At 57.4% G+C, this 7,068-nt stretch carries 7 protein-coding genes; all 7 read right to left on the minus strand.

The features are described from left to right. Nucleotides 1-471: 471 nt before the first annotated feature. Entirely contained in the window at nt 472-846 is a 375-nt protein-coding gene (locus tag QP982_RS06145) for a hypothetical protein (protein ID WP_126108062.1), read from the minus strand. Nucleotides 847-1,090: 244 nt separating this feature from the next. Then, on the minus strand, nt 1,091-2,359 hold the full coding sequence (gene tyrS, locus QP982_RS06150) for a tyrosine--tRNA ligase (protein WP_070767254.1): 1,269 nt from the start codon (nt 2,357-2,359) through the stop codon (nt 1,091-1,093). A gap of 48 nt (nt 2,360-2,407) precedes the next feature. Next, the gene (locus tag QP982_RS06155) at nt 2,408-3,058 is read right to left on the minus strand and encodes a DNA-3-methyladenine glycosylase (RefSeq protein WP_070767255.1); all 651 of its coding nucleotides are present in this window, start codon (nt 3,056-3,058) and stop codon (nt 2,408-2,410) included. Beyond that, nucleotides 3,059-3,232: a Trm112 family protein gene (locus QP982_RS06160; RefSeq protein WP_070767256.1), complete on the minus strand. Its 174-nt coding sequence runs from the start codon at nt 3,230-3,232 to the stop codon at nt 3,059-3,061. It abuts the gene before it with no gap. Beyond that, entirely contained in the window at nt 3,222-3,869 is a 648-nt protein-coding gene (locus QP982_RS06165) for a hypothetical protein (RefSeq protein ID WP_284870312.1), read from the minus strand. Before QP982_RS06165 ends, QP982_RS06160 begins: the two co-directional genes overlap by 11 nt. Then, nucleotides 3,856-5,487: a VWA domain-containing protein gene (locus QP982_RS06170; protein ID WP_284870313.1), complete on the minus strand. Its 1,632-nt coding sequence runs from the start codon at nt 5,485-5,487 to the stop codon at nt 3,856-3,858. The genes QP982_RS06165 and QP982_RS06170 overlap by 14 nt, the downstream gene beginning before the upstream one ends. A gap of 6 nt (nt 5,488-5,493) precedes the next feature. Next, complete coding sequence (locus QP982_RS06175) at nt 5,494-6,645, minus strand: hypothetical protein (RefSeq protein WP_069359382.1); 1,152 nt, start codon at nt 6,643-6,645, stop codon at nt 5,494-5,496. Nucleotides 6,646-7,068 lie beyond the last annotated feature (423 nt).

Consider the following 7,068-nt stretch of genomic DNA (forward strand, 5'->3'; position numbering starts at 1 on the left):
ACGCAATCCATCACCCGCAAGCACAAAAGGACCCAAAACAAACAAAGGCCCCCGGCACCCACCAGCAACACACACGCAAACGACAACCAAACAAGCACTTTCCCAAAAAAGCATTAGTTAGTACATCGGCACACTATTGAGTTCTCACACAACACACACCCACGAAGACAACCACCCCACAACCAGGGCAACCACCACGTGAGCAGCGAGAGAAAACATTAACAAACAATTAACCAGAAAGTCAAACCAACGACTCCCAGCGGCTAACCGCACGAAAACATTTCCCCCACATCAGCCAACCAAACACATAAACTGCCTGGCCACGCTGACCTCCGAATACATTACACACACACCACCCAAAGACACAAAACCCCAGGTAGATAGATCTGATCTAGGGTTTTCCTGTGCAGTAGAGCGACTTACCAGAAGCTGCCAGTCCTCTCCTTTGATGAAACCCAAGAAGAGCTACAGCTACTGTCCACGAAGTCTTCGGTGATAATCCTCGAAGGCTTCTCTGGAAGAATGTATTCGCTCCTTTCGCTGACTGTCCGTGGTTTTCCTGACAATGACTTCACGGTCGTAAAAATTCCGCTGGAATTCATCCTCCAGTCCGACCATGTCGGAAAGGCCACCGATGAAGGCATCATATTCACGGATAACGATTTCGTTTTGCCTATCTTCAACGGTGTAGAACACATTTGGGTTTTCAACCGTCAATCGGCCTGGCGTGCTCTGCGGGCTCACCCGCCGAGAAGCAACCTCACCCTGAAAATCGTGGGCTTGTTCGGAGCCCGTTTCTGACGCACGCTGAGACTTCTTCGAGAAACGTGCGATAATCCGACCCATCAACGAGCCTCCCCGTCCAGCACGGTTTTCATGTCTTGGACTCATCGCTACCACCTTTGCTTCGGCTTCTACGCTCCCTTTAAAACAACTAAGGCTCCGGACTGACCAGGAGTCAATGATTCTGAAATCATCAATCCCCTAGACTGCCCAGAGCCCTAGCCCAGCTACCCAAAAAGAATCAAGCTGCATAAACACCAATTGATCGAGAGATCAGCAGCGCGCCTACGCAAAGACCAACCAGCACTTACACGAACTTCACACCAGCGAAGTTCTTCTTGCCGCGGCGCAGTACAATCCACTTGCCATGCAGCAGGTCCTCAGCAGAAGGCTCCCACGCTTCGTCCTCGATGCGCTGGTTATTGGCGTACGCGCCGCCTTCCTTAATGGTGCGGCGTGCTTCACCCTTCGACTTGGCAAGACCCGCAGCAACGAGAAGGTCGACAACAGTTCGCGGCTCACCTTCTGCAATCTCCGCAACCTCAGTCTCAGAGACGGCACCTGCCAGGGTGGCCTCGTCCAGCTCGGTCAGCTCAGCGCGGCCAAACAGGGCCTGCGCTGCCAGCTCAACAGCCTTGGTGGCCTCTTCGCCGTGAACCAGGTTGGTCATCTCCTGCGCCAGACGACGCTGCGCCTCACGCTTGAACGGACGCTCCGCAACAGCAACCTCGTACTCCGCGATTTCCTCCTGAGACAGGAAGGTGAACCAACGCAGGTAGTCAATAACAACCGAGTCACCAGCGTTGAGGAAGTACTGGTACCAGGAGTACGGCGAGGTCTTTTCAGCGTCCAGCCACAGCTTGCCGCCACCGGTAGACTTACCGAACTTCTGACCCTGCGCATCGGTCACCAGTGGCACGGTCAGGCCGTGCACCTTGGCGCCGTCGATACGCCTGTTCAAATCGACACCAGAGACGATGTTGCCCCACTGATCACCGCCGCCAATCTGCAGCACGCAATCGTAGTTGCGGCGCAGCTGCACGTAGTCGTTGGACTGCAGCAGCATGTAGGAAAACTCGGTGTAGGAGATACCGTCAGACTCGAGGCGACGCTTCACGGTGTCGCGGTCGAGCATGGTGTTGAGGGAGAAGTTCTTGCCGACATCGCGAAGGAAGTCAATGACGGACATGTTCATAGTCCAGTCCGCATTATTGACCATTGTCGCCGGGGCATCGCCCTCAAAGTCAATAAAACGACGCAGCTGGCCCTTGATGGCCTCCAGGTTGTGCTCAATGGCGTCTTGGCTGAGCATCGAACGCTCACCGACATCACGCGGATCGCCGATGAAGCCTGTGGCGCCACCGGCCAGCGCAATTGGGTGGTGACCGGCCAGCTGGAAACGACGCAGCATAATCATCGGAACCAGGTGGCCCGCGTGCAGCGAATCGCCAGTTGGGTCAAAACCGCAATACAGAGTAATGGGGTTTTCGCACGCCTCGCGCAGCGCGTCAACATCGGTGGACTGATTAATCAGGCCACGCCACTGTAGTTCGTCGATAATGTTCTGTTCAGTCACGTCCCCTATCGTAACGTTTCGCTTGCCGACGTTCACCGCGAGGGTGACCTAGAACTCCTCAACCGCCTTCTTGTGGCGCCGATAGGCTGAGACGGAATCGTCCGGAAGCCACAGCCGCCACGGCCGATTCGCCGCTCGCCGAACGCCCACGCGCGGGCCTGCGTGGATGTCTCTAACCGAATCGGCGTTCGCTGGCTGCGCCACAAACACGCGTGACGACGGATCCAGCGCATCTGCCCCATAGTCATTTAAGTCAAGGCCAAGCGCCTGACCAACATTTCCTGGACCACGTCCGAGACCCGCAACTGCTGGCTTTTCACCGCGGCGACGGCGCACCGCATCCAGGCCCTGCTCAATGCGTACGGAGCGGACTAATACTCCCCCACCCGTGCCGTCCGTAGCGCTGGTGATGTTGGCACAAAAGTGAATGCCATAGGAGCGGTAGATATACCAATGTCCCGCCGGGCCAAACATGGCGCGATTGCGTGCGGTTGGCCCCATGAAGCAGTGCGCGGCCGGGTCGGGATAGCGCTGGTCAACTGGGCCACCATAGGCCTCGACCTCGGTGATGGTGGCGATAACATCCTCAGCGGGGATGACAATTACGCAGCCGAGCAGTGTCTTCGCAGCCTCAATGGGAGCTCCCGACAGCACAGTGCGGTCGAGGGCGCGGTAACCGTCGGCAAGCGGGAAAGGCAATTACTTGTCCCAGGCGATAGCTTCGTCGGAAAGCATGACCGGAATGCCTTCGTCGATGCGGTAGGCAATCTTCAGGCGAGTATTGACCAGCACCTGCTCGTCTTCGAGGTATTCAAGCGGCCCCTTGTCACGCGGGCAAGCGAGGATTTCAAGGAGTTTCGGATCAAGGCTCATAGTCCACTACCTTACCGAACTGAATTGCCAGGGTGTCACGCTGACCTTCCAAAGCAATCAGGTTGTCCTGACCGATTGCATCCTGGATCTTCTGAACCGCGGAATGCAACAGGTCGATGGACTCCCGCGCCGGATTCTCGGCCTTGTGACGCAGACGCTCCGGGACCGCGAGGTAGGAGTTGACTGTCTGCGGCAAGTACTCCTCGATGATGCCGTCGATGACCACTTTCTGCTCGGGATAATCTTTGAGGTACTTCCACTCGCTCAGGACGGATTCCAGCGTCGCACCCAGGTCATTTGCGGCGTTGCCAAGAGCTTCGCCAGGCTGGGCATCGAAAAGCCTGCCCAATGTCCGGTGAAGATTCCTACGCAGCTCAGATGGATTGAGCGGGCGACGCTGTGGGACCTCAGGCTTCGGCGCCGAGCTAACGGACTTCTGAGCCCCTTTGCTCTGCCTCGGCAACAAAGCAACCGACGCGCCCCACGCGGCAATCGCAACAACCGGCCACAGGAAACCAAGCCCAACGATCAGGTGCAGCAGCACGACGGCGATGGCAAGGACGAGCCCGACAATGTTGGCGGGGCTGTTAAGAAAGCCACCGCCGGAGGAAGTGCCGGAGGATTTACTGGTAGCCACGAATCTCCTTGAACACATCAGCAAGCTCGGTCTCACGGGATTCAAAGACCTTACCACCAGTCAGGTTCGCAAGTTCCTGCATTTCTCTCGGGTCCGCTTCGCCATAACGGATGACGAATACCGGTGGCAGATTCCCGCCCTTGGACTGGTAGAAGTCGCGGAACTCCGCAAAGCTCTTGCCCGACGTCACCTGACCATCGGTCAACACCACGATAGACGGGATGGAGTTCTTATCCGAGCTGCCGAGAAGGTCGAAGGCCTGAATCAGTGCGTCGTAAAGCGCCGTCTCGCCCTCTGCGTACAGACCATCGACGGCGGCGGTGAGCTGCGCGCGCGATTCCGGGCCGTCAATTGTCGTGGTCGTGGGCTCGCCGACGCTCGTACTGAACGGCAGGATCGTCGCGATCTCACGGTTTCGCAATCCCACGCTTCCCGTTTCGGTGCGTGCACTGCCGTCGACGATTGCGCGCATTGTCGCCTGTAGATCAGCGATGCGCTCCCCGAACATTGAACCGGAAGTGTCGAGAACAAAGACCGACTCTCCGGGCACGCGCAGGTCATTGTCGTACGCCTCGATGAGACGATCCGTGACTGCGCGATCACCCGGGAACGGCAGCTCGATAATGACGCTGTTGGTCATGCTTTCCGGCAGGTTGGCGTCATCGGAGACCGGGCGAAGGAAGTGGTCGGCGAGAACCTGCGAGTTCGCTTCCAGCCACTGCCCGAGTGCCTCCGTCTGCCGCGCGGCAAGGTCGTTAGCCGGCTGAGCTAGTGGCGTCAGCGGGTAATCCGCACTGATGACACCGTCGCTCGGAACAACAACTTCCAGGTCAGCGCCCTCTTTATTCATCTGCTGCAACACAGCTTCATAGTTGATGAGCGCGTCGACGGAGTCCGGCTCATCCAGGAACTTGTCGCGCAGCCACCCCGACGAACCCGAGGTCATCTTCTGCCCCTCGAAGAACTTCTGCAGTTCAGGCGTGGTGCGGTTGATATCCCCCGTAGTCAGCGCCGATCCGGTGTCGGCGAACGCGGTCGCAACCGACACCACACCGGAAAAGCCCGAGTTCGATTCCGCGGGGTTGGTCATGCCGTAGGCCAATTTGCCTGACGACGCAGCCTCCGCGATCTCAGCCCACGTCGGCTGCTTGGTATCCCAACCGAGCTCCCGAGCCTTCGCCGAATGGATACCGAACGCTACGGGTGAGGTGGCGACTTTCTTGGCTTCGCCCAGCTTGTCAGCCCCACCGAGCAGATCAACGTACCGGTTGGTAGCAAACCAAGTGGCGTCAAATTGGTTGTCGAATTCGCCTGAGACAAGCGCGTGGCTGTTCTTCACGGTGCCGTCGAGAAGCTCAAGGTTAATAGTAAAACCGAGGTCGTCGGAGGCCTTTTGCATCAGTGGCTGGAGCTCTGCAAGCTCCGTGGCCCCGGCGATGCGCATAGTCGAGCCCTTGAGGTCAGAATCGACGTCGACTTTGTTGGTCTTCTCCCCGTCGGAGCCCAGCGGCAGGTTCAGGCCACCGTCGGAGCAGGCCGCGGCAGCGAAGATGCCGAGCACACCGACGAGGCCAAGAAGCATTTTGCGGAGGGCAGTTAGTGCCTTATCCATGTTCATTCGGCTTTACCCCTCTTCTGTTTCCGGCCTCGGTGGGCTCTGGTATCCACGGGACACACCCTCAATAAGCTGCTCGAGGATGTCGAAACTCGGCGGATCAATGGAGTCCACAAAATCGGTGGAGACCTCCTGGCCCGTCTTCAACTGCGTCTGGAATTCCTCCATCGCCTCAGGCTGGCTGGAGCGGTAACCGTGCTTGGCCGCCAGCTTCTGAAGCTCAGGGTCTTCGGCGAGGAGCCGTGCGACCGCAGCTCCATTGTCGTTAAAACCCAGCGCCACGTGAGTACTCAGAATCGTCGGCGATGGATACGCCAGGCGCATTTCCGACTTCAACCGGCTGTTCGGGGCACTGTTCTCCCCCAGGAACTGCGACTCGTAAACCATCACCATTGGCTTCGAACCGACACCCTGCGAGAGGTAGTCCGAAAATGGACCAGCCGACGAGGATTCCGTGTACCCCTGGCCGGTGAACAGAGGGGTGAGCTCCGGCAAGACCGCATTGACCTGCCCATTGTCAGACACAATCCGGCCTTCATTGGTAATCCAAGACATGAGCGACAAGTACATTGCGGCCGAGTTCGACGAACGAATGTCCGTTGTGGACATCTGCACCGTGCGCGGCGACGGATAATCGCTCTCCGCGAAGTCACGCCAGCGGACATTGTCGTGCTGCATCGTGGCCAGCGCTGCCATATCTACCTGCCACGTAGTGCCCTGTTGGCGAGCAACATTTTCCCGCGCCAATGCCTGCAAGATGTTGTCGAAAGTAGCGATCGCCATCGGTGTGTAGAAGACGTCGTACCGCTCAGCGCCGCTCATTTTCTCGGCAATTTTCTCCGCTGCCGGTGCCGACGACGGGAATGCCAAGTCGAAGGAATCCAGATCCACATCCGTGGCCATCCGACGCGAACCCGCCGTCTTTACTTCCACCACATAGCCGTGAGAGGCAAGAGCCTTCTGGACCTCTTTGTCTTCGAAGAAGGGCTTTTTCTCAGAGCCAACAATCGCCTTGACGACGGTCTTTTCACCACCGAAGAAATCACGGTTTCCTCCGGAGCTGCCACCAGAAAAACCTGGAATACTACCGCCGCGACCGACATAGACTGCAACAGCCGCGATGACAATCAAAATGACTGCAAGAATTGCCCCCGGGCCCATGCACCCTTTCTTGCTACCACTCTGATTCTTATTTTTATCTCGTGAGCTGCGATTTCCACCGCTCGACCGCGTACTTTCCGCCATGAAATTATGGTAAGAGACCCGGCCAAACCTGGCAACAGATATAGAAATAATCAGTAATCTGCGTCACTTCGGGGGGGCACCCTGGCATTACAAGGTTACTGGTGGCGTCGGATCGATCCGAGTTACTGACTGCGTTTATGACTGGCGGCGGCGGGTCGAGCCGAGTTACTGACTACGTTTATGACAAAAATGGCCCGAAAAATGGCCTGAAAGTGTCATAAACTTACACAGTTTCACATTTGCAGCCCGTATTCGCACGTGGAGCCCGTAATTTTTCGGGTGGCCAGTTATCGGGTTGATAGTTACCGGGTCATCAGTTGTCGGGTTGCTGGTTTTTCT

This window comes from Corynebacterium sp. MSK019, from assembly GCF_030232425.1.
Classification (GTDB): Bacteria; Actinomycetota; Actinomycetes; order Mycobacteriales; family Mycobacteriaceae; genus Corynebacterium; species Corynebacterium jeikeium_D.

What these genes read in the sequence shown, in the direction of transcription:
- QP982_RS06170 (WP_284870313.1), bottom strand. Translation starts at nt 5,487, where the DNA reads ATGAACATGGATAAGGCACTAACTGCCCTCCGCAAAATGCTTCTTGGC.
- QP982_RS06160 (WP_070767256.1), bottom strand. Translation starts at nt 3,232, where the DNA reads ATGAGCCTTGATCCGAAACTCCTTGAAATCCTCGCTTGCCCGCGTGAC.
- QP982_RS06175 (WP_069359382.1), bottom strand. Translation starts at nt 6,645, where the DNA reads ATGGGCCCGGGGGCAATTCTTGCAGTCATTTTGATTGTCATCGCGGCT.
- QP982_RS06145 (WP_126108062.1), bottom strand. Translation starts at nt 846, where the DNA reads ATGGGTCGGATTATCGCACGTTTCTCGAAGAAGTCTCAGCGTGCGTCA.